The sequence below is a fragment of the Frondihabitans sp. OV104 genome, assembly GCF_057787745.1.
On record NZ_CM173541.1, the window covers coordinates 955,279 to 980,663 of the forward strand.

26 protein-coding genes are annotated in these 25,385 nt (G+C 65.7%); 16 read left to right on the top strand and 10 right to left on the bottom strand.

Annotated elements, in window-relative coordinates; all coding sequences use genetic code 11:
• The first annotated feature begins 3 nt into the window (after positions 1-3).
• Together ctaD and AC3CBB_RS04480 are read left to right on the top strand one after the other, a co-directional pair.
• Positions 4-1,749 carry an aa3-type cytochrome oxidase subunit I gene (gene ctaD, locus AC3CBB_RS04475; protein ID WP_123504451.1) on the top strand — a complete coding sequence of 582 codons (1,746 nt, stop codon included), beginning with the start codon at positions 4-6 and terminating at the stop codon, positions 1,747-1,749.
• 11 nt (positions 1,750-1,760) lie between these two features.
• The gene (locus tag AC3CBB_RS04480) at positions 1,761-2,183 is read left to right on the top strand and encodes a cytochrome c oxidase subunit 4 (RefSeq protein ID WP_123504452.1); all 423 of its coding nucleotides are present in this window, start codon (positions 1,761-1,763) and stop codon (positions 2,181-2,183) included.
• Positions 2,184-3,015: 832 nt separating this feature from the next.
• On the opposite strand, the gene qcrB is transcribed toward AC3CBB_RS04480, so the two are convergent.
• From qcrB to ctaE, 4 genes are all read right to left on the bottom strand, one after another.
• Entirely contained in the window at positions 3,016-4,641 is a 1,626-nt protein-coding gene (gene qcrB, locus AC3CBB_RS04485; protein ID WP_488626713.1) for a cytochrome bc1 complex cytochrome b subunit, read from the bottom strand.
• A gap of 59 nt (positions 4,642-4,700) precedes the next feature.
• Positions 4,701-5,768 carry a cytochrome bc1 complex Rieske iron-sulfur subunit gene (gene qcrA / locus AC3CBB_RS04490; RefSeq protein ID WP_488626149.1) on the bottom strand — a complete coding sequence of 356 codons (1,068 nt, stop codon included), beginning with the start codon at positions 5,766-5,768 and terminating at the stop codon, positions 4,701-4,703.
• Between the two features lie 95 nt (positions 5,769-5,863).
• The gene (gene qcrC / locus AC3CBB_RS04495) at positions 5,864-6,691 is read right to left on the bottom strand and encodes a cytochrome bc1 complex diheme cytochrome c subunit (RefSeq protein ID WP_123504455.1); all 828 of its coding nucleotides are present in this window, start codon (positions 6,689-6,691) and stop codon (positions 5,864-5,866) included.
• 37 nt (positions 6,692-6,728) lie between these two features.
• Positions 6,729-7,373 (bottom strand): aa3-type cytochrome oxidase subunit III, encoded by a 645-nt coding sequence (ctaE, locus tag AC3CBB_RS04500; RefSeq protein ID WP_123504456.1) that lies wholly within the window; start codon positions 7,371-7,373, stop codon positions 6,729-6,731.
• Positions 7,374-7,466: 93 nt separating this feature from the next.
• On the opposite strand from ctaE, the gene trpD reads away from it, so the two are divergent.
• Positions 7,467-8,519, top strand: a complete 1,053-nt coding sequence (gene trpD / locus AC3CBB_RS04505; protein WP_488626150.1) for an anthranilate phosphoribosyltransferase — start codon at positions 7,467-7,469, stop codon at positions 8,517-8,519.
• Between the two features lie 71 nt (positions 8,520-8,590).
• Here trpD and glpK read toward each other — a convergent pair whose 3' ends face one another.
• Together glpK and AC3CBB_RS04515 are read right to left on the bottom strand one after the other, a co-directional pair.
• The gene (gene glpK / locus AC3CBB_RS04510; protein WP_488626151.1) at positions 8,591-10,108 is read right to left on the bottom strand and encodes a glycerol kinase GlpK; all 1,518 of its coding nucleotides are present in this window, start codon (positions 10,106-10,108) and stop codon (positions 8,591-8,593) included.
• Between the two features lie 94 nt (positions 10,109-10,202).
• On the bottom strand, positions 10,203-10,880 hold the full coding sequence (locus tag AC3CBB_RS04515) for an MIP/aquaporin family protein (protein WP_233579745.1): 678 nt from the start codon (positions 10,878-10,880) through the stop codon (positions 10,203-10,205).
• Between the two features lie 229 nt (positions 10,881-11,109).
• Here AC3CBB_RS04515 and dhaK point away from each other — a divergent pair, with 229 nt between their 5' ends.
• The 3 genes from dhaK to dhaM are packed head-to-tail and all read left to right on the top strand — an operon-like array spanning position 11,110 to position 13,486.
• Positions 11,110-12,111 (top strand): dihydroxyacetone kinase subunit DhaK, encoded by a 1,002-nt coding sequence (gene dhaK / locus AC3CBB_RS04520; protein ID WP_488626152.1) that lies wholly within the window; start codon positions 11,110-11,112, stop codon positions 12,109-12,111.
• Between the two features lie 33 nt (positions 12,112-12,144).
• Positions 12,145-12,789, top strand: a complete 645-nt coding sequence (dhaL, locus tag AC3CBB_RS04525) for a dihydroxyacetone kinase subunit DhaL (protein ID WP_488626153.1) — start codon at positions 12,145-12,147, stop codon at positions 12,787-12,789.
• 4 nt (positions 12,790-12,793) lie between these two features.
• A complete protein-coding gene (gene dhaM / locus AC3CBB_RS04530) occupies positions 12,794-13,486 on the top strand; it encodes a dihydroxyacetone kinase phosphoryl donor subunit DhaM (RefSeq protein WP_488626154.1) in 693 nt (230 codons plus the stop codon).
• Between the two features lie 13 nt (positions 13,487-13,499).
• On the opposite strand, the gene AC3CBB_RS04535 is transcribed toward dhaM, so the two are convergent.
• Positions 13,500-13,919, bottom strand: coding sequence for a YchJ family protein (locus tag AC3CBB_RS04535; RefSeq protein ID WP_488626155.1), 420 nt, complete (start codon positions 13,917-13,919; stop codon positions 13,500-13,502).
• A gap of 48 nt (positions 13,920-13,967) precedes the next feature.
• On the opposite strand from AC3CBB_RS04535, the gene AC3CBB_RS04540 reads away from it, so the two are divergent.
• The 9 genes from AC3CBB_RS04540 to AC3CBB_RS04580 all read left to right on the top strand — a co-directional run bounded on the left by AC3CBB_RS04540 (position 13,968) and on the right by AC3CBB_RS04580 (position 22,261).
• Positions 13,968-14,144, top strand: coding sequence for a hypothetical protein (locus AC3CBB_RS04540; protein WP_488626156.1), 177 nt, complete (start codon positions 13,968-13,970; stop codon positions 14,142-14,144).
• A gap of 51 nt (positions 14,145-14,195) precedes the next feature.
• Entirely contained in the window at positions 14,196-15,638 is a 1,443-nt protein-coding gene (argG, locus tag AC3CBB_RS04545; protein ID WP_488626157.1) for an argininosuccinate synthase, read from the top strand.
• Between the two features lie 169 nt (positions 15,639-15,807).
• Positions 15,808-16,560: a methyltransferase domain-containing protein gene (locus AC3CBB_RS04550; protein ID WP_488626158.1), complete on the top strand. Its 753-nt coding sequence runs from the start codon at positions 15,808-15,810 to the stop codon at positions 16,558-16,560.
• Positions 16,561-16,780: 220 nt separating this feature from the next.
• A complete protein-coding gene (locus tag AC3CBB_RS04555; RefSeq protein ID WP_488626159.1) occupies positions 16,781-17,941 on the top strand; it encodes a tyrosine-type recombinase/integrase in 1,161 nt (386 codons plus the stop codon).
• 97 nt (positions 17,942-18,038) lie between these two features.
• A complete protein-coding gene (locus AC3CBB_RS04560; RefSeq protein WP_488626714.1) occupies positions 18,039-18,305 on the top strand; it encodes a helix-turn-helix domain-containing protein in 267 nt (88 codons plus the stop codon).
• 341 nt (positions 18,306-18,646) lie between these two features.
• Positions 18,647-19,765, top strand: coding sequence for a Fis family transcriptional regulator (locus AC3CBB_RS04565; protein ID WP_488626160.1), 1,119 nt, complete (start codon positions 18,647-18,649; stop codon positions 19,763-19,765).
• 404 nt (positions 19,766-20,169) lie between these two features.
• Positions 20,170-21,240 (top strand): nucleotidyltransferase domain-containing protein, encoded by a 1,071-nt coding sequence (locus AC3CBB_RS04570; protein ID WP_488626161.1) that lies wholly within the window; start codon positions 20,170-20,172, stop codon positions 21,238-21,240.
• Positions 21,241-21,329: 89 nt separating this feature from the next.
• Positions 21,330-21,725 carry a hypothetical protein gene (locus AC3CBB_RS04575; protein WP_488626162.1) on the top strand — a complete coding sequence of 132 codons (396 nt, stop codon included), beginning with the start codon at positions 21,330-21,332 and terminating at the stop codon, positions 21,723-21,725.
• A complete protein-coding gene (locus tag AC3CBB_RS04580; protein ID WP_488626163.1) occupies positions 21,722-22,261 on the top strand; it encodes a hypothetical protein in 540 nt (179 codons plus the stop codon). The genes AC3CBB_RS04575 and AC3CBB_RS04580 overlap by 4 nt, the downstream gene beginning before the upstream one ends.
• A gap of 123 nt (positions 22,262-22,384) precedes the next feature.
• Here AC3CBB_RS04580 and AC3CBB_RS04585 read toward each other — a convergent pair whose 3' ends face one another.
• A complete protein-coding gene (locus AC3CBB_RS04585) occupies positions 22,385-22,903 on the bottom strand; it encodes a GNAT family N-acetyltransferase (protein ID WP_488626164.1) in 519 nt (172 codons plus the stop codon).
• Positions 22,900-23,250, bottom strand: coding sequence for an ArsR/SmtB family transcription factor (locus tag AC3CBB_RS04590; RefSeq protein ID WP_488626165.1), 351 nt, complete (start codon positions 23,248-23,250; stop codon positions 22,900-22,902). The genes AC3CBB_RS04585 and AC3CBB_RS04590 overlap by 4 nt, the downstream gene beginning before the upstream one ends.
• A 57-nt stretch (positions 23,251-23,307) precedes the next feature.
• Here AC3CBB_RS04590 and AC3CBB_RS04595 point away from each other — a divergent pair, with 57 nt between their 5' ends.
• Complete coding sequence (locus AC3CBB_RS04595) at positions 23,308-24,654, top strand: NAD(P)-binding domain-containing protein (RefSeq protein WP_488626166.1); 1,347 nt, start codon at positions 23,308-23,310, stop codon at positions 24,652-24,654.
• A gap of 13 nt (positions 24,655-24,667) precedes the next feature.
• Here AC3CBB_RS04595 and AC3CBB_RS04600 read toward each other — a convergent pair whose 3' ends face one another.
• On the bottom strand, positions 24,668-25,342 hold the full coding sequence (locus AC3CBB_RS04600; RefSeq protein WP_488626167.1) for an arsenate reductase/protein-tyrosine-phosphatase family protein: 675 nt from the start codon (positions 25,340-25,342) through the stop codon (positions 24,668-24,670).
• Between the last annotated feature and the right edge of the window lie 43 nt (positions 25,343-25,385).

Here is a 25,385-nt window from a genome sequence, read left to right on the forward strand (position 1 = left end):
TCGATGAGCTCAGCCACTGCTACCCGCCCCGAGACAGGCGGCCAGTCCTCCGGTCAGAACTTCAACACGACTCGCGTCGGCCGCAAGGGCAACGTCGTCGTGCGGTGGATCACCTCCACCGACCACAAGGTCCTCGGGTACATGTACCTGATCACCTCGTTCATCTACTTCCTGATCGGCGGCGTCATGGCGCTGATCATCAGGGCGCAGCTGTTCGCCCCGGGTCTCGACATCGTCCAGACCAAGGAGCAGTACAACCAGCTGTTCACGATGCACGGCACGGTCATGCTGCTGCTGTTCGCGACGCCGCTGTTCTCGGGTTTCGCTAACGCGATCATGCCGCTCCAGATCGGCGCGCCCGACGTCGCGTTCCCGCGGCTCAACGGCTTCGCCTTCTGGCTGTACTTCTTCGGCGCGCTCGTCGTCATCGCCGGCTTCCTCACCCCGCAGGGTGCGGCCTCGTTCGGCTGGTTCGCCTACGCGCCGCTGTCCGACACGACATTCACTCCAGGTCTCGGCGGAAACCTCTGGGTCTTCGGCCTGGCGCTGACCGGCTTCTCGACGATCCTCGGTGGTGTCAACTTCATCACGACGATCATCACGATGCGCGCCCCGGGCATGACCATGTTCCGCATGCCGATCTTCGTCTGGAACACCCTCGTCACCTCGATCCTCGTGATCATGGCGTTCCCCGTCCTCGCCGCAGCCCTGTTCGGCCTCGGCTTCGACCGAGTCTTCGACGCGAACATCTTCAACCCCGCCAACGGCGGCGCCATCCTGTGGCAGCACCTGTTCTGGTTCTTCGGCCACCCCGAGGTGTACATCATCGCGCTGCCGTTCTTCGGCATCGTCTCCGAGGTGTTCCCGGTCTTCAGCCGCAAGCCGATCTTCGGCTACAAGACCCTCATCTACGCGACGCTCGCGATCGCCGCTCTGTCGGTCACGGTGTGGGCTCACCACATGTACGTCACCGGCTCTGTCCTGCTGCCGTTCTTCTCTCTGATGACGATGCTCATCGCAGTGCCCACCGGCGTGAAGATCTTCAACTGGGTCGGCACGATGTGGCGGGGCTCGATCACATTCGAGACTCCTATGCTCTGGGCGATCGGCTTCCTCATCACCTTCACCTTCGGTGGTCTCACCGGCGTGATCCTGGCCTCGCCGCCGCTCGACTTCCACGTCTCCGACTCGTACTTCGTCGTCGCGCACTTCCACTACGTGGTCTTCGGCACGGTCGTCTTCGCGATGTTCTCCGGCTTCTACTTCTGGTGGCCGAAGTGGACCGGCAAGATGCTCAACGAGCGTCTCGGCAAGATCCACTTCTGGCTGCTCTTCATCGGGTTCCACACGACGTTCCTCATCCAGCACTGGCTGGGCGTCCTGGGCATGCCGCGTCGGTACGCCACCTACCAGCCTGAAGACGGCTTCGAGTGGATGAACCAGCTCTCCACGATGGGCGCCATGCTGCTCGGCGTGTCGATGCTCCCGTTCATCTACAACGTCTACATCACGGCTCGACTGGCGCCGAAGGTGCTTGTCAACGACCCCTGGGGCTATTCGCGTTCGCTCGAGTGGGCGACGTCGTGCCCGCCCCCGCGCCACAACTTCGAGTCGATCCCGCGTATCCGCTCCGAGTCCCCGGCGTTCGACCTCAACCACCCCGAGGCCGGCATCCCGGTCGGCGTGGGCCCGCTGAAAGATGCGCCTGATGCCCCCACGTACGACGCTGGCGACAACACGGTCAAGTAGAAAGACGCGTCATGAGAGCTCAATCGAACATCTTCTGGATCCTCGCGGTCTTCTTCTTCGTCGCTGATGCCGGCTACACGGTCTGGAGCCTCCTCTCGCGGGAGTTCCAGACCGTCGAGTGGACCGGAACCCTCGGTATCGGCCTCGCCGGAATCATGTCGGTCTTCCTCGGGTTCTACATGAACCGCTCGCACTTCGCGCAGAGCGGTGAGCTGCCCGAAGACCGTCTCGACGCCAACATCGACGACGGCGACCCTGAGATCGGTTTCTTCAACCCGTTCAGCTGGTGGCCGATCTTCCTCGCGGCTGGTTGCACCATCGTCTTCCTTGCCCTCGCGGTCGGCATGTGGCTCATCTTCATCGGTGCGGCTCTCACCGCCGTCGCCCTCGTCGGCTGGGTCTACGAGAACTACCGGGGCGTGTACAAGCACTGAGTCGCACTGCGCGTTCTCCTAGCGGGGCATCACCTTCGGGTGGTGCCCCGCTTTCGCGTCCCGGCCGTTCCCTCGGGCGCAGGAACGGCAAACCGCCGCCGCTGCCAGTGCCGCGGTCGCTCACCCCGCCATCGGCCGCCCCGCCCACGATCTCGACATGACACCACTCCACATCGTGGTTTCACGTCGCGATCGTGGCGCGGCTCTGCGGGTCCATGCTCGCCAAGGGAGCCCGAGTAGCTGGGCGCGCCTGCTGCGTGCCGATCCATGATCGGGACTCGGCGCCACGAATGATAGTGGCGCCGAGTCCCGATCGTGGTGCGGGGCAGGGATTGCCGGGAAGAGGCCTCCGCGGAGGCGGAGGAGCGCGACGTCCACAATGGCCTGTCAGGGGCTGCCCTATCGCCGCGCTGCGTAGTCCGCAGGGCCACCTAGCGACACCGCGCCGGGCGGAGAGTGACCTGGCGGAGGTGATAACGCCACTGCGGGCCGCAAGTGGAGCCCGCCGACGAGGTACCGGCCGGACGGCGGGGGAGTCCCGCTAGGAGCGGGTTCGCCGCCGCCGGGAGTCCCGGCGGGAGCCCGGCGCTGAGGCCGGCGGAGGTCTGCCTCCTGAGTGCCCAGGCTGGCCCTACGCCGCGAATCTGCACCGCAGAGCTCTCGGATTCATGGCGCCGGCGCACGACCCCGCGCACGGCGCCGGCGCACGACCCGCTCACGCCACCACGGCACGACCCCGCTCACGCCACCAGCGCAGTACCGGTCGCTCCGCCAACGCAAAACCCCCGCCCGCACCGGAGTGCAGACGGGGGTTGTGCGAGCGGCCGAGCGCTCAGTGGTGCGAGTCGCCAGCGTCGATGGCTCCCTGGCTGTCGTGGTGCGACGCCTCGATCTCAGCCTTGGTGACGGGGGAGATACGGTCTTCGAAGAAGAACCCCGAGACGGCGGCCCGAACACGCTCGACGGGCGTGATGACTCCGCGCTCGTTGGGGCGGACCATGAGGGGCTCGTACTCGTTGTAGCTGACCAGGGTCCAGCGCTCGTATTCGGTGAGCGGGGTGTGGACCTCGATGAACTCGCCACCGGGGAGGCGGACGATGCGGCCCGACTCGTGGCCGTGGAGAGCGATCTCGCGGTCCTTGCGCTGAAGGCCGAGGCAGACGCGCTTCGTGATCCAGAAGGCGATGAACGGGCCTACCACGGTCAAGAACTGCATGACGTGGATCACCTGATCGATCGACAGCTTGAAGTGCGTCGCCATGAGGTCGGACGAGGCTGCGGCCCACAGCGCTGCGTACAGCGTCATGAGAGCGGCACCGATGGCCGTGCGCGTCGGAGCGTTTCGCGGACGGTCGAGGATGTGGTGCTCGCGCTTGTCGCCGGTGACCCAGCCCTCGATGAAGGGATAGAAGGCGACGGTTGCGAGAAGGCCCATCAGGACGACGATCGGAACCAGGATGTTGAACGAGACGGTATACCCGCCCCAGACGACTTCCCAGTGAGGCGGCGCCAGTCGGAGCGCGCCGTCGGCGAAGCCGATGTACCAGTCGGGCTGCGTGCCCGCGGAGACCGGGGAAGGGTCGTAGGGTCCGTAGTTCCAGATCGGGTTGATCGTGAAGAGCGACGCGATCAGGACGATGACACCGAAGACGATGAAGAAGAACCCACCGGCCTTGGCCGCGAACACCGGCATGACCGGCACGCCGACGACGTTGTTGTTCGTCTTGCCGGGGCCCGAGAACTGCGTGTGCTTGTTGATGACGAGCAGCAGGAGGTGGGCGCCGAGCATCGCGATGAGGAGCGCCGGCAGCAACATGATGTGCAGCGAGTACAGGCGGCTCACGATCGCGGTTCCGGGGAACTCTCCGCCGAAGAGGAGGTACGAGATCCACACGCCCAGGACGGGGATGCCCTTGACCATGCCGTCGATGATTCGGAGACCGTTGCCCGAGAGCAGGTCGTCGGGGAGCGAGTAGCCGGTGAAACCCTCGGCCAGCGCCAGGATGAAGAGCACGAAGCCGATGAACCAGTTGATCTCGCGCGGCTTGCGGAACGCACCCGTGAAGAAGATGCGGAGCATGTGCAGGCCGATTGCAGCGATGAACAGCAGGGCCGCCCAGTGGTGGATCTGGCGGAAGAGGAGGCCACCGCGGATCTCGAACGAGATGTTCAGGGCCGACTGCATGGCCGCCGACATGTCGATGCCCTTGAGAGGCACGTACGAGCCGTTGTAGGTGACCTCGGCCATAGATGGCTGGAAGAAGAACGTCAGGAAAGTGCCCGAGAGCAGGATCACGACGAAGCTGTAGAGGGCGACCTCTCCGAGCATGAACGACCAGTGGTCGGGGAAGATCTTGCGACCCACCTCTTTGACCAGGCCGGAGACGCTCGTGCGCTCGTCGATGTAGTTGGCGGCGGCACCCATGAGCTTGCTGCCCTTGGCGGGGCGCAGCGGCATGTTGCCCTGTTCGGCGTAGCCCACTTCGTGGGTCTCTACGGGTGATTCGGTCGTGGCGCTCATGCGCGGTCACGCTCCCAGAAACTCGGGCCAACCGGCTCGTGGAAATCGCTCTGTGCCACGAGGTAGCCCTGGTCGTCGACCGTGATGGGCAGCTGCGGCAGGGGCCGTGAGGCCGGTCCGAAGATGACCTTGCAGTTCTCGGTCACGTCGAACGTGGACTGGTGGCAGGGGCAGAGCAGGTGGTGTGTCTGCTGCTCGTACAGCGCCACAGGGCAGCCGACGTGCGTGCAGATCTTGGAATAGGCAACGATTCCGTTGTACTGCCAGTCCTCGCGGCCCTCGGGCTCGTGGAGGTCCTCAGGCTTCAGGCGCATGAGGAGAACGGCAGCCTTGGCTTTCTCTTCGAGCAGATCCTCGGAGTCGAGCAGGCTTTCGGGGATGACGTGGAAAGCCGAGCCGAGGGTCACATCGGCAGCCTTGATGCGAGTGCCGGAAGGGTCGAGGGTGAGGTGCATACCCTTTTTCCAGAGTGTATGCCTCAGAACGACGTTCGGGTCGACCTTCGGGCCGAGGTCGCGGAAGATGACCACGCCGGGGAGGATGAAGGCGAACAGGGCGCCGAAGAGGCTGTTGCGGATCAGGCTGCGGCGACCGAAGCCCGACTCCTTGTTGCCGAGCTCGAAGACCTCGACGGCCTTGGCGCGGGTCGCATCCGAGCCGCGTGTGAGGTGACGCTGCTCCGTGATCTCGCGCGCGGGCATGATCGTCTTGGACCAGTGGACGGCCCCGATGCCGATGGCGAGCAGGCCGAGTGCGATGCCGAGACCGAGGAACAGGTTGTTCAGGCGGATGGAGCCGGTGTCGCCGTCTTTGATCGGGAAGGCGATGTAGGCGGCCACAGCCAGGCAGCTAAAGACGATCGACGCGAAGAACAGCGTCGAGACCTGACGGGCCGCACGCTTCTCCTCCGCCGGGTCTTTGTCGGTCATCCGGATGTGATGCTGCGGTTCGCCCGGATTCTCGAAGGGGTCTGCAGGGATGACCGCGGTACCCGCGGAGATCTTCTGCGGCTCAGCCTTCTCGACAGCCGAGCCCGCGAGGGTCTCGTCGTCGTGATCTGCCATGGTGCTGCCTTTCGGTGAGCTCGTGACTCAAAAAATCGGTGGTACTGACTTCGGTGCTCGCGAGCCGGTCTGATCGCCGTGCCCGCGAGAGGGGATTAGTGCGAGCGGGCCGTCAGCCAGACCGTGATGGCGACGATCGCGCCGAGGCCGAAGATCCAGATGAAGAGGCCTTCGGAGACGGGACCGAGGTCGCCGAGCTGGAATCCGCCCGGCGACGGGTTCTTCTCGAGGTACTTGAGGTACGTGATGATGTCCGCTTTGTCTTGCGGGGTGATGTTCATGTCGTTGAACACGGGCATGTTCTGCGGGCCGGTCAGCATGGCCTCGTAGATGTGCTTGGACGAGACTCCCTTGAGCGAGGGAGCGAACTTGCCCTCCGTCAGCGCGCCACCGGCGCCGGCGACGTTGTGGCACATGGCGCAGTTGATGCGGAACAGCTCGGCGCCGTTGGCGGCGTTGCCGTTCTCCTTGAGGTACTTCGACTGAGGCTCCGAAGGGCCGGTGCCCAGCGAGGCCACATAGGCGGCCATCGCCTGGATCTGCTCGTTCGTGAACTGCACGGGCTTCTCGAGAGCCTGCGGACCGTTCGCCGCGGCGGGCATGCGCCCGGTGCCGACCTGGAAGTCCACGGCAGCGGCGCCGACGCCGATGAGGCTCGGGCCCTCGGTCGTGCCAGAGCCGCTCATGTTGTGGCACGTGGCGCAGTTGGCGGCGAAGAGCTTCTGACCCTCGTTCACCTTGTCCTGCGACACGGCGGAGGTGGTGCCGCTGCCCGTCTCGGCCGTGGCGGTCGAGGTGAAGAGCGCGTACGCACCGCCGGTGGTCAGCAGGCCGACGACGATGAGCGAGACGGTGGCGAGCGGCGAGCGGCGTCCGACGCGCTTGCGGCCGGCCGTGGCGGTGGCTTTAGAGGAGGAGAACATTCTGCTGTGGGAATCCAATGCCTATTTGAGACGATGCTTATTTCAAGATGTAGACGACGAGAAACAGGCCGATCCACACGACGTCGACGAAGTGCCAGTAGTACGAGATGACGATGGCGCTGGTGGCCTCTCGATGGCTGAAGTTCTTGACCGCATAGGCGCGGCCGATGATGAACAGGAAGCAGAGGAGACCGCCCGTGACGTGCGCGGCGTGGAAGCCGGTCGTCAGGTAGAAGGCCGAGCCGTAGGCACTCGACTGGAGCGTCACGTGCTCGGCGATCAGGTTCGTGTACTCGTAGGTCTGCAGGGAGACGAAGACGGCGCCCATGGCGTACGAGAGGAAGAACCATTCGACCAGGCCCCACTTCGACACCTGGAAGAGCTTGCCCGTGCGCTTGCCCTGCAGGCGTTCGGCGGCGAAGACGCCGAACTGGCAGGTGACGCTGGAGAGAACCAGCGTGATGGTGTTGAAGGCCGCGAACGGGACGTCGAGCTTGGCGCTCTGCGACGCCCAGAGCTCGGGTGACGTGCTGCGGAGGGTGAAGTAGATCGCGAACAGGCCCGCGAAGAACATCACCTCGCTTCCGAGCCACACGATGGTTCCGACAGCGGCAGTGCTGGGCCGGTTGACAACCGGTCCGCCTGAAGGTCTCGAGAGAGAGGTACTTGTCACAAGATTCATTATGGCCGATAAAGCCCCGAGAATTTCGCCGCAAGACCCTGCCAGTCTTGATGGCGAGATATCTGAAAGAAGGCGCTTAGTAGGCTGAGAGTCATGACAAGCGATCTCTCCTGGCCCCGCATCATCGACTCGCTCCTGGACGGCGAGGACCTCTCGATCGCCGACGCCACCTGGGCGATGGAGCGCGTGATGGTGGGCGAGGCGACCGGCTCGCAGCTGGCTGCCTTCCTGATCGCTCTGCGGGCCAAGGGCGAGACGGTCGATGAGATCGTGGGCTTCCGCGACGCGATCCTGGCCCATGCCGTGCCGCTCCCGGTCGACTCCATGGCGGTCGACATCGTCGGCACCGGGGGAGACCGGTTCGGCACGGTGAACGTCTCGACGATGGCGTCGATCGTGGTCGCAGCCTCGGGCGTGCCGGTCATCAAGCACGGCAATCGCGCCGCCAGCTCGTCGTCGGGGTCGTCTGACGTGCTCAGTGCGCTCGGCGTCGATCTCACCCGCGATCCCTCCCGGGTGGCCGAGGTGCTGCAGGAGGTGGGCATCACCTTCGCCTACGCGGCAGCCTTCCACCCCGGCTTCAGGCACGCCGGCCCGACGCGCAGCGAGATCGGCGTCCCGACGGTGTTCAACTTCCTCGGTCCGCTCACGAACCCCGCGCGTCCTGAGGCCAGCGCCGTCGGCGTGGCCAACGCCTCGAAGGTCGCGCTGATCGTCGGCGTGTTCCAGACCAGGGGAGCGACGGCACTGGTGTTCCGCGGCGACGACGGCCTCGACGAGCTCACCACGACGGGCCACAGCCACATCTGGGAGGTGTCGGGCGGCCAGGTGACCGAGCACGACCTCGATCCGGTCGAGCTGGGCATCCCGCGCGCGTCGATCGACGACCTGCTCGGCAAGGATCCCGAGCACAACGCCGGCGTGGCCCGTCGCACGCTCGGCGGGGAGACCGGCCCGGTCCGCGACATCGTCCTGCTGAACGCGGCTGCGGGCCTGGTGTCGTTCCGTCTCGCGCAGGATCCCGCCCAGCGTGAGCGCCCGATCGTCCATCGCTTCCGCGAGCAGCTCGAGGTGGCCGCGCGCTCCATCGACTCCGGGGCCGCGACTGCGAAGCTCGACGAGTGGGTCGCCGCAACCCGCTCCTGACTCCGAGCACGACGCGAGGGCCGCAGGAACTTCCTGCGGCCCTCTCTGTCATTCGTCTGCCCGACGGTGAATCAGTTCACGTCTTCGTCGACCCAGTCGAACGTGCGCGTCACGGCCTTCTTCCAGAGGCGGAGCGTGCGGTCGCGCTCCGCGTCGTCGAGGTTGGGCGTCCAGCGCTTCGACTCCTGCCAGTTGGCGCGGAGATCGTCGAGGTTCTCCCAGAAGCCGACGGCGAGACCGGCTGCGTAGGCTGCGCCGAGCGCAGTGGTCTCGGCGACGACCGGGCGGACGACCGGCACGTTGAGGATGTCAGCCTGGAACTGCATGAGCGCGTCGTTGGCGGTCATGCCGCCGTCGACCTTGAGCTCGGTCAGGTCGACGCCCGAGTCGGCGTTGACGGCGTCGAGCACCTCGCGCGTCTGGAAGGCGGTGGCCTCCAGGGCGGCGCGGGCGATGTGGCCCTTGTTCACGTAGCGGGTCATGCCGACGAGCGCGCCGCGGGCATCCGAGCGCCAGTACGGGGCGAACAGTCCCGAGAACGCGGGCACGAAGTACACGCCGCCGTTGTCCTCCACCGTGGTGGCGAGCGTCTCGACCTCGGGGGCCGAGTTGATGATGCCGAGGTTGTCGCGCAGCCACTGGATCAGCGAGCCGGTGACGGCGATGGAGCCCTCGAGCGCGTAGTGCGTCGGACCGTCGCCCAGCTTGTAGCCGATGGTCGTGAGCAGGCCGTTCTCGCTCTTGACCTTCTCCTCGCCCGTGTTGAAGATGAGGAAGTTTCCGGTGCCGTAGGTGTTCTTCGACTCGCCCTTGTCGAACGCGGCCTGGCCGAAGGTGGCGGCCTGCTGGTCGCCGAGGATGCCGGCGATCGGCACCTCGCGCACCAGCGACGACGAGGACGCGTAGCCGTAGATCTCGGACGACGACTTGACCTCGGGGAGCATCGACTTCGGCACGCCGAAGACGTCGAGGATGTCCTGACGCCACTCGAGGGTCTCGAGGTCGAGGAAGAGCGTGCGTGAGGCGTTGGTGACGTCGGTCACGTGGACGCCGCCGTCGACGCCGCCGGTCAGGTTCCAGAGGACCCAGGTGTCGGTGGTGCCGAAGATCAGGTCGCCCGCCTCGGCCTTCTCGCGTGCGCCTTCGACGTTCTCGAGGATCCAGACGATCTTGGTTCCGGCGAAATAGGTGCTGAGGGGGAGCCCGACGATGTCCTTGAAGCGCTCGACGCCGCCGTCGGCCGCGAAGCGGTCGACGATCTCCTGCGTCCGGGTGTCCTGCCACACGATGGCGTTGTAGACGGGCTCGCCGGTGTTCTTGTCCCAGACGACGGCGGTCTCGCGCTGGTTGGTGATGCCGATCGCCTTGAGGTTGTGGCGCGTGATGTTGGCGCGGGAGAGCGCCTGGCCGATGACCTCGCGCGTGTTCTCCCAGATCTCCTTGGGGTTGTGCTCGACCCAGCCGGCGCGGGGGAAGATCTGCTCGTGCTCGAGCTGCCCGGTCGACACGATGCCGCCCGAGTGGTCGAAGACGATGGCACGGCTGGAGGTGGTGCCCTGGTCGATTGCGAGGATGTAGTCGTCGCTCACGGTGTGAACTCCTTCGTTGATAGTTCAGATCGGTACGGGGTGGTGAGTTCATGCGGAGGCCCGGGCGACGGGAGTCGTCCGGGCCTCGGGGCCTCTAGGAGGCGAGGGGGAGGAGCGCGAACGACAGGAGCGCTGCGAGCGCGCCGCCGACGAGCGGGCCGAGGACCGGCACCCAGGCGTAGCCCCAGTCGCTCGAGCCCTTGCCCTTGATCGGGAGGAAGGCGTGCGCGATGCGCGGGCCGAGGTCACGGGCCGGGTTGATGGCGTAGCCGGTCGGGCCGCCGAGGGAGGCGCCGATGCCGACGACCAGGAAGGCAACCGGGAAGGGGCCGAGCTCGGCGGGAGCCTTGCCGTTGCCGATCGCGATGATCACGAAGACGAGGACGAACGTGGCGATGACCTCGGTCACGAAGTTCCATGCGTAGCTGCGGATCGCAGGGCCGGTGGAGAACACGCCGAGCTTCGCAGCCGGCTCCGGCTCTTCGTCGAAGTGGTTCTTGTACGCCAGGTAGACCAGCACGGCGCCGATGATGGCGCCGATCATCTGGGCGAGCACGTACACGAGGAACTGGACGAACGTGATGTTCCCCAGGATCAGCTGCGCGATGCTCACTGCGGGGTTGAGGTGGGCGCCCGACTTGTACGACACCAGGATTCCGGCCATGACCGCGAGGCCCCAGCCGAAGTTGACCATCAGCGTGCCGCCGTTGAAGCCCTTGCTCTTGACGAGCGCCACGTTGGCGACCACGCCGCCACCGAGAAGGAGAAGCATCGCCGTGCCCACCGTCTCGGAGAGAAAAATAGTTCCCAGATCCACTTCGACCGTCCTTAGCCGTGAAAGCAGAGTTCCCCTGCTGGGTACTCCGCGATGAGCAATTGCCATCACCCTAGACCCGGCGCAGAGGTTTGCGATACCAACACGGTCGGACTTTGTTCTGTGTCTGGCTGTGTCCGTTACCGGAGCGGTACGGTAAGCGCATCAGCCGATTGGGAGGCCTTCGATGAAGAAGCTCATCAATGATCCGAAGAACGTCGTCGACGAGTCCGGGGAGGGGTTCGGGCTCGCCCATCCCGACATCGTGAGCGTCACGCCCGACCCGCTCTTCGTGGCTCGGGCCTCGGGGGCGGTGAGCGGCAAGGTGGCGATCGTCTCCGGAGGCGGCTCGGGCCACGAACCGCTCCATGCGGGCTTCGTGGGCGTGGGCATGCTGTCGGCCGCAGTTCCCGGGCCCGTGTTCACCTCGCCCACCCCCGACCCGATCGTGGCCGCGACGCTCGCCGTGGACGGCGGGGCAGGCGTGCTCCACATCGTGAAGAACTACACGGGCGACGTGCTGAACTTCGAGACCGCGGCCGACCTCGCGGACGCCGAGGGCGTGCGGGTCGTCTCGGTCGTCGTCGACGACGACGTCGCGGTGAAGGACAGCCTCTTCACGGCCGGGCGGCGCGGTGTCGCCGGCACCGTGTTCGTCGAGAAGGTCGCAGGCGCGGCGGCCGAGCGCGGCGACGACCTCGATGCCGTCGCCGCCATCGCCACGAAGGCCAACTCCGTCGTGCGCACCATGGGCGTCGCCCTCGCCGCGGGCATCGTGCCGCACGCCGGCGAGCCGAGCTTCGTGCTCGCCGACGACGAGATCGAGATCGGCATCGGAATCCACGGCGAGCCCGGACGCGAGCGGATCCCGCTCGAGCCGGCCGACGCGATCGTGGATCGCATGCTCGCGCCGATCCTGGAGGACCTCCCGTTCGCGTCCGGCGACAAGGTGCTCCTCTTCGTCAACGGGATGGGCGGCACGCCGCTCGTCGAGCAGTACATCGTCTACCGGCACGCTGCGAAGGTGCTCGCCGAGAAGGGCATCGAGGTCGCGCGTACGCTGGTGGGCAACTTCGTTACGAGCCTCGAGATGCAGGGCGTGTCGATCACCGTCGCGAAGCTGGACGACGAGCTGACCGAGCTGTGGGACGCCCCCGTCGAGACCGTCGCCCTCCGCTGGGGCCGTTGAGCCCCCGCCCCACCTCCTCTCGAAAGGATTGCCATGAGCCTCGGCCTCTCCTGGGTCACTGCCTGGGTCGCAGACACCGTCAAGGTCGTCTCCGACAACCGGCTCCACCTGATCGACCTCGACCGCGAGATCGGCGACGGCGACCACGGCGAGAACCTCGACCGCGGCTTCACTGCCGTCAAGGCGAAGTTCGAGAGCCTCCCGTCCGACTCGACGCCGGGCGAGGCGCTCAAGCTGGTTGCGACGACGCTGATCTCCACGGTCGGCGGAGCCTCCGGTCCGCTGCTCGGAACCGCGTACCTGAAAGGCTCGCAGGCGATCGGAGACCAGGCGGAGCTCGATTCCGACGCGGTCGTCGCCTTCCTGACGGCGGCACGCGACGGCGTCGTGCTGCGCGGCAAGGCGGAGGTGGGCGACAAGACGATGATCGACGCGTGGACCCCGGCCGTCGACGCCGCCACCGCTGCCGCCGCCGACGGGAAGTCGCCGAGCGAGGTGCTGCGCGCCGCGGCCGACGCCGCCGCCGCGGGCGCCGTATCGACCGAGCCGCTCGTGGCGCGCAAGGGCCGCGCGAGCTACCTGGGCGAGCGAGCCGTCGGCCACCGCGACCCGGGCGCCGAGTCGTCCTCTCTCATCATCGCCGCCGCGGCCGACGCGGCCGCCTCTCAGGAAGGCTGACCCCATGGCAGCACCAGTCGGAATCGTCGTCGTGTCGCACAGCTCGAAGATCGCCGAGGGCACGGTCGAGCTGGCCGCGCAGATGGCGCCCAGCATCACGATCGTGGCCGCGGGCGGCACCGACGAGGGCGGAATCGGCACCAGCTTCGACCGCATCTCGCAGGGGCTGACCCGGGCGCAGGGCGGATCGGGTGTCGTGATCCTGTGCGATCTCGGGTCCGCGATCCTGACCGCCGAGACTGTCGTCGACTTCCTGGACGACGCCGAGAAGGCGCTCGTCGTGATCGCCGACGCGCCCGTCGTCGAGGGCACGGTCGCCGCAGCCGTATCGGCCGAGACCGGTGGGTCGCTCGCCGACGTCGCGGCCGCGGCCCGGACGGCTACGGGGGTCGCCGACGCCCACGCCGACGAGCGCGACCTCAGCCGAGCCGAGGTGGCCGGCGCCGTCGAGCGATCGACGACGCTGATCAACCCGTCGGGCCTGCACGCGCGCCCCGCGGCCGAGTTCGTGAAGCACGCCGGAGCCTTCTCGTCGAGCATCCAGATCAATGGCGTCGATGCGAAGAGCCTGCTGCGCATCATGGGCCTCGGCCTGCCGCGGGGCTCGACCGTCTCGATCGTCGCGACGGGTGACGACGCGGTGGCGGCCGTCGACGCGCTCGTCCAGCTCGTCGACTCGGGCTTCGGCGAGGTCTGAGCTTCGGAGCGGGCTAGACCGCCTCGACGTACAGCCACCGGTTCTTCTGGCGCAGGAACGTCGACCGCTCTCGGAGCACGTGAGCGCCGTCGTCGTCTCTGAATCGCGCCTCGAACTCCACTGTCCCTTCGGTGTCGAGCATTCCGCCGCGCACCACGTCGAGGATGTCGAGCCGGAACCACCGGTCGGCCGGGTCGAGCTCGAGGCTCGCCGGCCGTGTCGACGGGTGCCAGGTGGCGAGCAGGTAGGCCGCGTCGCCGACCGCGAAGGCCGAGTAGCGCGATCGCATCAGACGCTCGGCCGTCGGTGCCGACGCTCGGCCGCGGTGGAACGGCCCGCAGCAGGCCCCGTAGGTCTCTCCGCTCAGGCAGGGGCACCGGTCGGTGTCGGGCTTCGGCGCGCCCTCGCTCGTGGCGGGTCCGTCTGTCGTCATGGGGTCCTTGCTGGGCGGCGGGCGCCTCGGCGGTCGTAGGGTTGGGCTATGCGAGTGGTAACCCTAATCGTCGCCGTCCTGGCGAGTCTCTTCGCGCTGTACCAGCACCGGAGCGAGGCGAAGACCGACAAGGCCGAGGCCAAGGAGCACGCCGCGCGTGAGGCCGGGTATCCGAAGGGCCGCAAGGTCGCCGTGCCCAAGAAGCCGAAGATCACGCGCGGCTGACCCGCGTCGCCCGGTCGGGTCGGGGGCGAGGTTCGCACTAGGATTTTCGTCATGTCCAAAGTACTGAGCAGTCTCCCCGTCGGCGAGCGCGTCGGCATCGCGTTCTCCGGTGGCCTCGACACCTCCTGCGCCGTCGCGTGGATGCGCGAGAAGGGCGCTGTTCCGTGCACGTACACGGCCGACATCGGCCAGTACGACGAGCCCGACATCGACGTGGTGCCGGAGCGCGCGAAGGAGTACGGCGCCGAGATTGCGCGCCTCGTCGACGCCAAGAGCGCCCTCGTCGAAGAGGGCCTGGTCGCCCTCCAGTGCGGCGCCTTCCACATCCGCTCCGGCGGCAAGACGTACTTCAACACGACGCCGCTCGGCCGCGCGGTGACCGGCACGATGCTGGTCCGCGCCATGAAAGAGGACGGCGTCGACATCTGGGGTGACGGCTCCACCTACAAGGGCAACGACATCGAGCGGTTCTACCGCTACGGCCTCATGGCCAACCCGCGCCTGCGCGTCTACAAGCCGTGGCTCGACTCCGACTTCGTGAACGAGCTCGGCGGCCGCACCGAGATGAGCGAGTGGCTCGTCGCCCGCGGCTTCCCGTACCGCGACTCGACCGAGAAGGCGTACTCGACCGACGCCAACATCTGGGGTGCCACGCACGAGGCGAAGAGCCTCGAGGAGCTCAGCCACGGCCTCGACATCGTCGAGCCGATCATGGGCGTCGCCGCCTGGCGCGACGACGTCGAGGTGGCGACCGAAGAGGTGAGCGTCCGCTTCGAGGCCGGCCGCCCGGTCGCGATCAACGGCATGGAGTTCGCCGACTCCGTCGCCCTGGTGCTCGAGGCGAACGCCATCGGCGGCCGTCACGGCCTGGGCGCGTCCGACCAGATCGAGAACCGCATCATCGAGGCGAAGAGCCGCGGCATCTACGAGGCACCCGGCATGGCTCTGCTGCACCTCGCCTACGAGCGCCTGCTCAACGCGATCCACAACGAAGACACCGTGGCGAACTACCACAACGAGGGCCGCAAGCTCGGCCGCCTCATGTACGAGGGCCGCTGGCTCGACCCGCAGTCGCTCATGCTGCGCGAGTCGCTCGTGCGCTGGGTCGGCTCGGCCATCACCGGCGAGGTCACGGTCCGCCTCCGCCGTGGCGACGACTACACGATCCTCGACACCACCGGCCCCGGTCTCAGCTACCACCCCGAGAAGCTCTCGATGGAGCGCGTCGGCGACTCGGCCTTCGGCCCGGACGACCGCATCGGCCAGCTCACGATGCGCAACCTCGACATCGCCGACTCGCGCTCTCGCCTCGAGCAGTACGCCCTGTCGGGCCTCATCGGCGGAGCCACTGCCGACCTCGTCGGGTCGCTCGAGGCAGGGGAGGGCGAGCTCATCCTCGGCGCCTCCGAGCCCGTCGATGCGGCCACGGACGCCCAGGGGCGCGCCACCGACGCCGCCAGCGAGTCCGCGGCGTTCGACTCCGGCACCGACTAGGCGCAGCGGCAGCACCGGCGACGGCCGGGTCACCTGCGGGTGACCCGGCCGTCGTGCTGTGCGCGGACGATCGTGGGCCGGGCGGGGGAGGGGCGGCGGGGCGGGCGCGTGCGGCGACGCGGGGCCGTGGGTAGGGTGGCACGCAGTTCCTGCGCCCGAGGAGGACGCCATGCCGCTTGACGCCGACGATCTCGACCCGCACGTCTGGGGTGCCGACGTCGCTCGCTCGTACGACCGGTCGTCGGCGGGGATGTTCGCGCCGGAGGTCGTGGGGCCGACGGTGGAGTTCCTGCGCCGGATCGCGGCGGGCGGGCCGGCACTGGAGTTCGCCATCGGCACCGGGCGCATCGGACTTGCGCTGGCCGAGACGGGTGTAGCGGTGTCGGGCATCGAGTTCTCCGAGGCGATGGCCGCCGAGCTGGCGGCGAAGCCCGGGGGAGAGGCGCTGCCGGTCGTCGTCGGCGACATGGCATCGACCCGGGTCCCCGGCCAGTTCGCCCTCGTGTATCTGGTATACAACACGATCACGAACCTGCTGACGCAGGAGCAGCAGCTCGCGTGCTTCGAGAACGCCGCGGCACACCTGCGACCCGGCGGCGCATTCGTCATCGAGACGTTCGTGCCGCGATTGCGACAGCTGGTTCCGGGGGAGAGGTACCAGCCGTTCGAGGTGACCGACACTCACCTCGGCTTCGACGAGATCGACACCGTCACGCAGCTGCTCGTGTCGCATCACTACGATTTCGCCGACGGTGCCGCGACGACGTTCTCGTCGCCGCACCGCTACGTCTGGCCGTCGGAGCTCGACCTGATGGCGATGCACGCCGGCCTGCGATTGGACCAGCGCTGGGCCGACTGGACGCGTGCGCCGTTCACGGCCGACAGTGCGGGTCACGTGTCGGTGTGGCGCAAGGTCGCTTAGGGCGTGCGCAACGGGGCAACTCCGGTCCGAAATCCGCATTACTTGACATAATGTGCATTATCAGCGCATAAGTAGCGGGAGTTGCATTAGATGCAAACACTCCCGATTGTCAGCTGTTCAAAAAAAGACGCCGTCAAAACAGCAATTTGCGTTTTCGCTCGAGATGTCGCGACGTTTGGTTGCGGCCGAAATCCGTATAGGCGTAGGTTACGTGCATCTAATGCACGATTCCACGATTGGGAGTGAGATGCGCGATGTAGTTCCCGGATCTATTCCGGCGCTATTAACGAATCCGACGGTCCGACTTTTTCGCGCCGAAGACCGTACGTTTGAAGCCATGGTCGACGGCTGGAAAGCCCAGATGCTCGCGCGCGGCCTGACGGTCGGGACAATCGAGAATCGTATAAGGCACATCAGGCGGTTTCAGGAATTCACGAACGAGTATCCGTGGACCTGGAACCTCTCGGACTTCGAAGAGTTCGTCGCCGAGCGTCGATCCGGCTCGAAGCCCCTGGCGATATCAACGCTTCGAACGGACGCCAATACGGTTGGGATGTTTTGCAGCTATGTCACCAATCCCGTTTATGGTTGGGACGCGTTCTGCGAGCGAACCTTCGGAGCAATTCCCGGTCAAATAGTTTTCGACTGGAACTCGCCTCGGCACACCACCGACGACGCGGTACCCACCGGCCGACGTTCCTTCTCCGTCCCGGAGCTGCAGACGCTGTTCGACTACTTGGACGACCTCGCCGACGACGCCTACAAAACTCACTCCAAGAGGTGGCCCACAATTCTGCGAGACTCGACAGCGTTCAAGCTGTGTTACGCCTATGGCCTTCGACGGCGTGAGCTAGTCATGCTCGACACTCTCGACTTCGGACCGAACCCCCACGTACCTGACTACAAGATGATGGGTGCGCTAACTGTCCGTTGGGCAAAAGGGACCTCAGGCTCCGGACCTCGCCGCCGAACCGTCTTGACCGTCCCGAAATTCGATTGGGTCGTACCCATGATGGAAAGATGGCTGACCCCTACTCATCGTGGCCGTTTCGCTAGCGCCGATCGTTCGAATGCCCTCTGGCCGAGCGAGCGAGGCGAAAGGGTGGGAATAGGAAGCATGGGCGACGCCTTCACCGCCGCACGTCGAGCAGCCGGCCTGCCCGAGGAACTAGGTCTGCACTGTCTTCGACATTCCTACGTGACTCACCTCATCGAGGCTCGTTACGATCCGACATTCGTTCAGCAACAGGTCGGACACGCTTACGCTTCGACGACCAGTCTCTATACCTCGGTATCGTCTGACTTCAAGCAGAAGGCCGTTCGTGAGATGATCGTTCGCCGAGTCGGCCTGGAACACGACGGAGGAAAGGCAAATGGCTGAAGCGCGTCGGAGTTCGGCCGAACAGCGTCGCGTTGGGTATCACTGGAAGCTCCGAGCCGTGATGGCCACGCGCAATCTGTGGAAAACGACCGATCTCATGCCTCTGCTCAGGTCTCGCGGCATCAGCCTCTCGGAAAGTCAGGTGTATCGACTCGTTACGGGAACGCCGGAACGAATCCCGGGCCGCACGTTCGCGGCTCTGTGCGACATCCTCGATTGCACTCCAAACGACCTCTTTGAGCCCTTCGTCGAATTGCGGGCCGCCGGCTCCGCTCAGGCCCCGGCGGTTTCCCCCAGCGAACCCATGGATGATGACCGCGGACCTATCGCACACCGGATTCGCCTCTCCCCCACTGACGAATGAGTAGGCGGCCGGGTGAATCTGACCCCGAGCGGTTTCCCGAGCCTTGCACTCGGTGCCACCGTCACCGTCCGAAGGCCGTGATTTGGCCGGACGGTCTTGTCTGCGCGGACTGCTACATGCAGGCGAAAAGGACTCGCGGAGTCTGCCAATGCGGCCACGAAGGTGTCCTGCCTGGCCGTATCGACGGCCATCCCGCCTGCCGGACATGCAGCGGCGTGAGACTGAACGTGGATTGCCTTTCCTGCGGGGCCGAGGATGAACTCTGGGCCGGCGGAAGATGTTTCCGCTGCGCACTCAGTGACATCGTGGATGCCACCCTTTCGGATCCAGAGACTAAACGCGTGTCGCGTCAGCTCGAGCCGCTCGCAGCCGCACTGAAGACGATGGCTCGCGCGAACAGCGGACTGACCTGGATACGCCAAGATCATGTCCAATCATTCTTCCGCCTCCTCGTCGGCCACGAGTCCGTCACACACGCCACGCTCGATAATTTGCCTCAATCGCCGACTCGAGAGTTCGTTCGCGGCTTGCTCGTAGAGCACGGAATACTCCCCCGCCGAGACGAAAACTTCGCTCGCTTTAAAAGCTGGTCCGACCAAGCACTCACCCGCGTTCAGTTGCCCGCCAACCGCGAGGTGATCCGTCGCTACATCCGCTGGCAGCACTACCGTCACATGAACGAACTCGATGTCGTCCCAACGGGCACATTCCTTCGAGCCAAACAATCTGTCACCGTCGCCATCGAACTCCTGAACTGGCTAGAAGGCCAGTCTGTCGATCTGGAGAATCTGAGCCAGGCAAACCTCGATCTCTGGGTCGCAACCGGGACATCGACGCGACTCATTGCTTCCCGCTTTTTGAATTGGGCAAAGAAAACCCGACTCATTCGTGGCGATTTAAGGATCGCCGCTCACGCACGGGGCGGAAGTGCTCGTCTCAGCTCGGTCGAGCAAGAAACTGCTATGGCACGAATCGTGGACACGAGCGAGATCGCTCCAAAGGAGCGGGTTGTCGCCGTCCTAGTGCTGGTCTTCGGGCAGCAAATCCGGGACGTTGTCAAGATGACTTGGGACCAGGTGACATTCAGCACCGAAACCGTGGCCATCCGTCTGGGAACGATCGACATCGAGCTCCCTCCACCCCTGGACGAGCCGTGGCGGCAACTTGCCGTGCTTCCCAGTCATAGCCTTACCGCGAGTCATCCGAATAAGAGTTGGGTGTTCCCTGGAGGATCACCGGGTCAGCACGTCAACGCGAGCTATTTCCGAACATGGATCAAGAAGTACTTCGCGGCGCGCGCAGCGCGACTGGGAACACTGCACGAACTAAGCAAACTCGGCCCCAACGCCGTCATCGCCGAAGCCCTTGGCTACTCCCCCGCCACAATCGAGCGGCACGCCATGGACTCATCGGCGAATTACACCCGCTACGTTTCCAATGTGAAAAAGGGCAACATCTAGAGCCCACCTTGCCCTGGTGGAATCGAGAATCGTTGCAACATGTCGGCAAAAACAGTCCGACGGGTCAATGCCGACAGCCTTCCCGCAAAGCAACGCAGGCACATCTGGTGGTTCACCGCGTGTCGCACTACTACATGTAGTGCCAAGAGATCTAGATTCAACGTAGAACGGCGCTGACTCCTCCCGCACCTTAGGAATGTCGGTGGCACGCGGTAGAATGCATATTAGACACAAAAGCCCCGGCAGCAACCGTTGACGGGGTCATCGGCACACCAGGGCTCTGCGCATTCTTGGCGGAATTTGACGAGCTTAACCCGGCCGGTACGCGATTCTCAACACGAATCGCGCACCGCGAACGGGACGTGCCCCGAAATGCCGGCCTTCCGGCGGACAGGACACCCCTCATGACACTCGCTCCTCCTTTGATCGTGACCACGCGGACCGAGGCGCTGATCACCGAAGCGCGCCGCCGCGTCGAAGTTAGCCAACCCGAATTGGACGAGGCACGCCGCCGCCGAGGACTGATCGCGGACGCTCTCCGGACTGAATTTCCTGGCTCCACCGGATATGTCAATGGCAGCGTCGCCCACGGCGATGCCCTAACGCCACTAACAGACGTCGACCTCGGAGTGATCATCCCCAACCCCGATGGCATCTACGGTCCCGGTAAGGCAGGGCCCCTGGAACTCGAACGACGGGCAGCCGAGGCGATTAGGTCGGCACTGCGGGGGGACTTCGAGAATCTACGAGTCGAACACGAGGGCCGTAAGCGATCCATTCTCGTGCGGTTCGGCGCCCCCGTGACGCCTGGACAGGATGACTTCACCGCTGATGTGATCGCGGCGATTGACAACCCGTTCGGGCAAGGTCTCTACATTCCGCGCTTCCAGTCCTGGGATCGATCAGACCCCCAGGGCCACACCCGCATGATTCGTGAAGCCGTGGAGACATCACGCGTCTCGTTCGCCCACGTCGTGCGCCTCCTCAAGTACTGGAACAGAAAGCACGAATCGCCTCTGTGTTCTTGGAACATCAAAGCGCTGGCGCTCGGATGCATCACCGAACCGTCGCAGCAGCTGGTCGGCCTTGAAACCTGGTTCGGTTACGCTCTCTCCGAGCTCACCCGCGGAGAAACCTCCGACCCTGCATGCGTCGCCGACAAACCCATCAAGATCAACGAAAAATGGACCATGCGCGACGTGCTCGCCGCCCTCGCCCAAGCCCTCGAATTCGTCAGGCGCGCCATCGACTACGACGCCAAGGGGCTTTATATTCTGGCCCACGAGCAAGTGGCCATGCTCTTCAACGACGACGAAATGCTATCCCGGCCCGACCGCGGGGCCATTCTTGCCCAGCACGCTGGCCTCTCAGAAGCTTATTCGGCTTCGCCGAGGTCGACATTCGGTAGCCCGGCACTTCTCGCTTCCACTTCGGCCGCACGACCTGTGAAGAATGTGCAATCGTGGGCTCTCTGACCTGCGAGCCAGCTAACTCGACCGTCGCCTCGAGATGGTTCGGATCACAGCCCAGCTGGCGCCTGCCTCTCGAGCGCGACGCGATGCGCATGTACGGCAGCCGCGTACAGGTAATCACCTCTGCCTCTGAGCTGCGCTACCTGCACAAGGGTGTGCCCGTCAGCGGCCGTTCAGGTCCCGTCCCCGTCGAGATTCACTTCGCTCGACAGCCCGCATGGGACACCTACGGACTGGCACCGGAAGATTACCCGCGGGTGTTCGCGGATCGCGGCGCCGCGTCCAAGCATCGTATGCCGGACGACTCCCTCTGCCTGTACTACCCCAAAGACGACAGCGCGCGCAGATGGGTGTCAAGCGACGGGCTCCTCAGTCTCCTCGATCTCACAGCACGGCACCTCCTGCTGGAGGACATCTGGCGAGACACCGGCGGCGTTCGACGCGGCAAGTGGCTCGGCGCCGAGGCAGCTCATGGGATTCAACCGTGACAGCGACACCCACCCCGACGCCCGTCGAGGGCGGCTCGTGGGTCGTTGGTCCGCTCACAGGGGATGGAATCGCGACGATCATCGCCGCTGCACTCGCCGCCGCCATGGTGGCGGCAGGTTTCTACTTTCAGGCCCGGCTCGCCCGCAAAGCTGAAAGGGCGACAAATTACGCAGGCGCCATTCAGGCAGTCCACGATTACCTCGAAGCTCCCTACCGGGTTAGACGGCGAGACGGATCCGCCGACGCGCGAATGGCAATCACAAATCAAATTAGCGACGTCCAGTCGCGACTGGCGTTTTTCGAGACCCACTTAAGCGTTTATGCACCGGAAAACGTCGCCGATTCTTATCGCGCGCTCGTCCATGAGGCCCGTCTGGAAGCTAGGCCCCAGATCACAACGGCATGGGACGAACCCCCGACCAGGAGCGACAGTGACGTTCCCTTAGGTCTTTCATTAGACCAATCGATTTCAACAGGGCATCTGCGTGCGACAACCGGGCTCATGCGACGATCCCTCCGAATATGGGGTCTCTGAGGCCCTTCTAGGGTCGGGCTGCCCAATCCACTGCATTGAGCTGTTCCGAGCGCTCGTGCGCAGCACCAACTCCTATCCGCTGGCCCTTGCCAACCAGCAACACCGGCTTGACGACTGCCCCTGCTAGTCGATTCCGGCTAGTTCGCTACGACGTTCCAGAAAGACGTTGTCCCGCCATTGCCCGGCCCACGGGCCAAAGCTCATCCGCCCGATGCGTTCGCGGATGCCAACCTCCCGGAATCCGTGAGCGGCATGAAGGGCGAGGCTTCCGTGGTTCTCGGGGAAGATCGCGGACTGCATCATCCACACCCCGGCCAGTTCCGACACGGTGATGAATTCCGCCAGGAGCAGGTGGCCAACCCCCGCACCGCGAGCGGTCTCGGCGACATAAATGGAGTGCTCGATGACGCCCCGATACACCGGCCGAGACGACACCGTCGACGCGGCCGCCCACCCAACGACGTCGCCCTGCGCGTCAACAGCGACGAGGCGGAAATCCCGGATCTTGCCTCCATCGAACTCTTCCCAGGACGGGGCCTTGTCCTGGAAGGTCGCGTTCCCCGTCGCGATGCCCTCGGCATAGATCCGCTCGACGGCGGGCCAATCGCCCGCCTCCATGACGCGAATCGTCACCTCGGTCATGCTGGGTTGAGCGCCCGACTGCTGGCTGTAAGGGCGGCGAAGTCGGCGCGGTAGTACGCCCACTTGCCGCGCTGCTCGCGGGTGGCAAGGCCGGCGTCGACGAGCTGCTTCATGTGATGGGACACGGTCGGCTGGGACAGTCCGACCGGAGCGGTGAGGTCGCAGATGCACGCCTCCCCGGTGGGGCTCGCCGCAATCAGCGACAGGAGCCGGACTCGGGTCGGATCGCCCAGGGCCTTGAAGACCTTCGCCGCGTCCTCGGCCGCGGACGCGCTGAGCGCGTCTTCGCCGGCTGGTGCACAGCAGGCGCCGACGGGCTGGAGGAGGAGTGAGGCGCTGGTGGGCATGGGTCCAGTCTGCCAGTCGCATTGACATCTGTCGATGTATCGAGCACAGTCGATGCATTGACCGTTCTCGATCCGAGGAGCTTTTCCGTGTCTGATCTTCCTGTCATTGTCATCGGCGCCGGCCCCCAGGGCCTTGCCGCTGCCGCTCACCTTCTCGAGCGTGGGATCGAGCCGCTCGTCCTCGAGGCGGGCACCTGTCCGGCGGCAGCAGTCGCGCAGTGGGGCCATGTCCGGTTGTTCTCCGCCTGGCCGGAGCTGGTGGATGCGGCGGCCGCCCGTCTCCTGGCCGGGACGGGGTGGGTTGCTCCGGCGACTGGGTATCCGATCGGGTCGCAGTGGATCAGCCGCTACCTCGCGCCTCTCGCCGAAGCCCTCGGTGACCGGGTGCGGTACGGGACGACCGTGACCGGGGTGGGCCGCAAGGGTCGTGATCGCCTGGTGGATGCAGGCCGCGGCGACCAGCCGTTCACGGTCCACGTCGACGCCGACGGGACCGAGGAACGCATCGATGCGCGCGCTGTCATCGACGCCTCCGGCACCTGGTCGACCCCGAACCCGCTGGGCGCCGACGGCCTCCCCGCCCTCGGCGAAAAAGCAGCGGCCGGCTTCATCTCGTACCGCATTCCCGACTTCCACGACGCTGCCCGGTTCGCTGGGAAGCACACTGTCGTTGTCGGGAGCGGGCACTCCGCTGCGACCGCGGTCAACGAGCTGACCCGCGTCGCCAAGCAGCACCCGGATCCTCGGATCACGTGGGTGCTTCGTCGAGGGAACGTGGGGAACACGTTCGGCGGCGGTACCGCCGACGAGCTGCCCGAGCGTGGCGCACTCGGGGCCCGCGCCCAGAAGTCCGTCGAAGCCGGGATCGTGGATCTCGTCACCGGGTTCCGGGTCGAACGAATCGACACCACCGACACCGGCGCCGTCCTCATCTCCGAAGACGGGCGCGCCCTGCCCGAAGCAGACTTGGTGGTCGCTTTGACGGGGTTCCGCCCGGATTTGTCGTTCCTGTCCGAGGTGCGCCTCGAGCTGGACGCCACGCTGCAGGCACCGGTCCGGATCGCAGCAGAGGTGGACCCGAACGTGCACAGTTGCGGGTCTGTCCGTGCCACCGGAGCTTCGGATCTCGCGCAGCCGGAGAAGGACTTCTACCTCGTCGGTGCCAAGTCCTACGGGCGTGCCCCGACGTTCCTGGCCATGACCGGGTACGAGCAGGTTCGCAGCGTCGTCGCGGAACTCGCCGGCGACCACGAGGCCGCTACCCGCATCGACCTCGTCCTGCCTGACACCGGCGTGTGTGGCGGGGCGGGGCTGTTCGATGACCCGACCGGCGCCAAGGGTGGCGCCTGCTGCGCCCCCGCACCGGCCCTTCTCCAGATCGGCCGCGCACCCGTCAACGCCTGAACGTAAGGCCCGGCTAGGCCTTGGTGAGGCGGGGGGCGAGTTCCTGGATGCGGTGTTCGATGTCCGTGAAAGCGGCCTCGAACGCCGCATCCGTACCGGTGTGGACGGGGTCGGGGATCGACCAGTGCAGGCCGGAGGGGACGGTCAGTTCTTCGTGAGCGTTGTCGCAGACCGTGACCACAAAATCATCCGGCCCAAGCATGTCAGCGAGCAGCTGCGGGATGGCTTCATGCAGGTCCAGGTGGTGCCGTTTCGCTGCCCGGATAGCACCGGGTTCGACCCGTTTAGCGGGGTGAGTTCCCCCCGATGCGACGGGGATGCTGCTCGCGTTTTCCCAGAGCGCTGCGGCGAGCTGGGACCGGGCGGAGTTCCCGGTGCAGACGAACACCACCCGGTGCGCAGCCAAGGACGCCGTCGGGGTGAGCCCGGTGAGAGCGCCGGGGGCGAGGTGGAGGTAGCTGCGCCGCCGGTCGCCCTCGGACCGGACCCGAATCAGTATGCCCACGCGTTCCAGCACCTTGAGGTGATGCGCGACGAGGTTCGAGGGCATCCCGAGCTGCTGGCCCATATCGGTCGGGGAGACGTCACCGAGGGTCAGGAGGTCGACGATTCGCAGGCGTGCCGGATCGGCCAGGGCGGCATGCTTCGCGGCCCGGGCCTCGATCATCTCTGTTGGCTCAGCGTTCATTACCTCAATCTTGACTGAGGTACCTGGTAGCCGTCAAGATGTG

Bases quoted from the DNA above. Each gene is read 5' to 3' on its own strand.
- ctaD (WP_123504451.1), top strand. From the start codon at position 4: ATGAGCTCAGCCACTGCTACCCGCCCCGAGACAGGCGGCCAGTCCTCC.
- AC3CBB_RS04480 (WP_123504452.1), top strand. From the start codon at position 1,761: ATGAGAGCTCAATCGAACATCTTCTGGATCCTCGCGGTCTTCTTCTTC.
- qcrB (WP_488626713.1), bottom strand. From the start codon at position 4,641: ATGCCGCTGCGCCCCGCCAAGGGCAGCAAGCTCATGGGTGCCGCCGCC.
- qcrA (WP_488626149.1), bottom strand. From the start codon at position 5,768: ATGGCAGATCACGACGACGAGACCCTCGCGGGCTCGGCTGTCGAGAAG.
- qcrC (WP_123504455.1), bottom strand. From the start codon at position 6,691: ATGTTCTCCTCCTCTAAAGCCACCGCCACGGCCGGCCGCAAGCGCGTC.
- ctaE (WP_123504456.1), bottom strand. From the start codon at position 7,373: ATGAATCTTGTGACAAGTACCTCTCTCTCGAGACCTTCAGGCGGACCG.
- trpD (WP_488626150.1), top strand. From the start codon at position 7,467: ATGACAAGCGATCTCTCCTGGCCCCGCATCATCGACTCGCTCCTGGAC.
- AC3CBB_RS04515 (WP_233579745.1), bottom strand. From the start codon at position 10,880: ATGCTTCTCCTTCTCGGTGGCGGCGTGGTCGCCAACGTGGCGCTCGTC.
- dhaK (WP_488626152.1), top strand. From the start codon at position 11,110: ATGAAGAAGCTCATCAATGATCCGAAGAACGTCGTCGACGAGTCCGGG.
- dhaL (WP_488626153.1), top strand. From the start codon at position 12,145: ATGAGCCTCGGCCTCTCCTGGGTCACTGCCTGGGTCGCAGACACCGTC.
- dhaM (WP_488626154.1), top strand. From the start codon at position 12,794: ATGGCAGCACCAGTCGGAATCGTCGTCGTGTCGCACAGCTCGAAGATC.
- AC3CBB_RS04535 (WP_488626155.1), bottom strand. From the start codon at position 13,919: ATGACGACAGACGGACCCGCCACGAGCGAGGGCGCGCCGAAGCCCGAC.
- AC3CBB_RS04540 (WP_488626156.1), top strand. From the start codon at position 13,968: ATGCGAGTGGTAACCCTAATCGTCGCCGTCCTGGCGAGTCTCTTCGCG.
- argG (WP_488626157.1), top strand. From the start codon at position 14,196: ATGTCCAAAGTACTGAGCAGTCTCCCCGTCGGCGAGCGCGTCGGCATC.
- AC3CBB_RS04550 (WP_488626158.1), top strand. From the start codon at position 15,808: ATGCCGCTTGACGCCGACGATCTCGACCCGCACGTCTGGGGTGCCGAC.
- AC3CBB_RS04555 (WP_488626159.1), top strand. From the start codon at position 16,781: ATGCACGATTCCACGATTGGGAGTGAGATGCGCGATGTAGTTCCCGGA.
- AC3CBB_RS04560 (WP_488626714.1), top strand. From the start codon at position 18,039: ATGCCTCTGCTCAGGTCTCGCGGCATCAGCCTCTCGGAAAGTCAGGTG.
- AC3CBB_RS04570 (WP_488626161.1), top strand. From the start codon at position 20,170: ATGACACTCGCTCCTCCTTTGATCGTGACCACGCGGACCGAGGCGCTG.
- AC3CBB_RS04575 (WP_488626162.1), top strand. From the start codon at position 21,330: ATGTACGGCAGCCGCGTACAGGTAATCACCTCTGCCTCTGAGCTGCGC.
- AC3CBB_RS04585 (WP_488626164.1), bottom strand. From the start codon at position 22,903: ATGACCGAGGTGACGATTCGCGTCATGGAGGCGGGCGATTGGCCCGCC.
- AC3CBB_RS04590 (WP_488626165.1), bottom strand. From the start codon at position 23,250: ATGCCCACCAGCGCCTCACTCCTCCTCCAGCCCGTCGGCGCCTGCTGT.
- AC3CBB_RS04600 (WP_488626167.1), bottom strand. From the start codon at position 25,342: ATGAACGCTGAGCCAACAGAGATGATCGAGGCCCGGGCCGCGAAGCAT.